A 1,298-nucleotide genomic window follows, 5' to 3' on the forward strand; every position below is an offset into this window, starting at 1 on the left:
ACATGAAATCAGCCGTGGCCTTATTTATATCATTTCACTCTTTTTTGAAATAGAACAACACCACAGCAACAACTCAAATCGACTTAAAATTCCAGACTATTCGCATTCAGCAAGAAATACTTCATTCCCATGATGACAAAACCTTCATCATTTCTCCAAGGCTTTTTGCTGCCATTTACAATGACGATCTTCTTGAAAGAGTCCGGGATATTACGCAGAGAATTGAACTCCTGCGTCTGTTTTTCTTCCGAAGTCATGTCATATGCAACCTGGATATAGTATCTCTGGTTTCCTTGATTCACCACAAAGTCAACCTCCAACTGCTTGCGAACACGTTTGCCCTCTTTATCCTTATCGAAGATATCCACGACACCCACATCAACATTGTAGCCACGGATCAGCAGCTCGTTATAAACAATGTTCTCCATGATATGAGTAGGCTCCTGCTGTCTGAAATTCAGACGTGCATTTCTCAGTCCCAGATCAGTAAAGTAGTATTTCAGATTTGCACCGATATATTTTCTGCCCTTAATATCGTATCGGCTTGCCTTGGAAATCAAAAAGGCATCTGTCAAATGGTCGATATGCTTGGAGATGGTTTTATTAGCATAAGTCATCTGGCGCTCACTGGCAAAGGTATTGGCAATCTTCGAAGGGTTGGTCGGTGCGCCGATTGCAGATGCAAGCACATCAACCAGAATCCCAATCTCATCCACGTTCTGAACCTTATTTCTTTCAATAACATCCTTCAGATAGACATTTGCAAAGATGTTCTTCAGATAGTCCGCTTTCTGTTGTTCGCTCTGGAAACTTACGATCTGCGGCAATCCTCCGTAGATCATGTAGTCATCCCAGGCATCATCATAATCACCGTCATAGACAGAATAAAACTCTGCAAAGGAGAGAGGGTAGATTCTAATCTCATCACCTCTGCCACGGAATTCGGTCACAATGTCGCTGGACAGGAACTTGGAATTACTTCCGGTGACATACACATCAATATTGCTCATGCGGAGCAGGCTGTTCAGCACTTCCTCAAATCGTGGCATGAACTGCACTTCATCCAAAAGGAGATAATACTTCCCGTCGTCTTTCATGGCATCCTTGATGTACTTGAAGCATACCTTGGGATCTCTTAATTCCTCGTTCTCAATACCATCCAATGCAATTTCAATAATATGATCAACATCAACGCCGTTCTCCAGTAAGTATCTCTTAAAGATGGTAAACAGCAAAAAGGATTTGCCACATCTACGAATGCCGGTAATCACCTTTATCATTCCATTATCTTTTCGCTC

Annotated in this window: 1 protein-coding gene; it reads right to left on the bottom strand. The window is 42.1% G+C overall.

Going from position 1 to position 1,298, the window contains the following annotated elements:
• Positions 1–83: 83 nt before the first annotated feature.
• Positions 84–1,298: ATP-binding protein (locus DWY31_RS13790; protein WP_147364907.1), on the bottom strand; the 1,215-nt coding region annotated here is incomplete at its 5' end.

This window comes from Dorea sp. AF24-7LB, assembly GCF_003478575.1.
GTDB lineage: Bacteria > Bacillota > Clostridia > Lachnospirales > Lachnospiraceae > Dorea_D > Dorea_D hominis.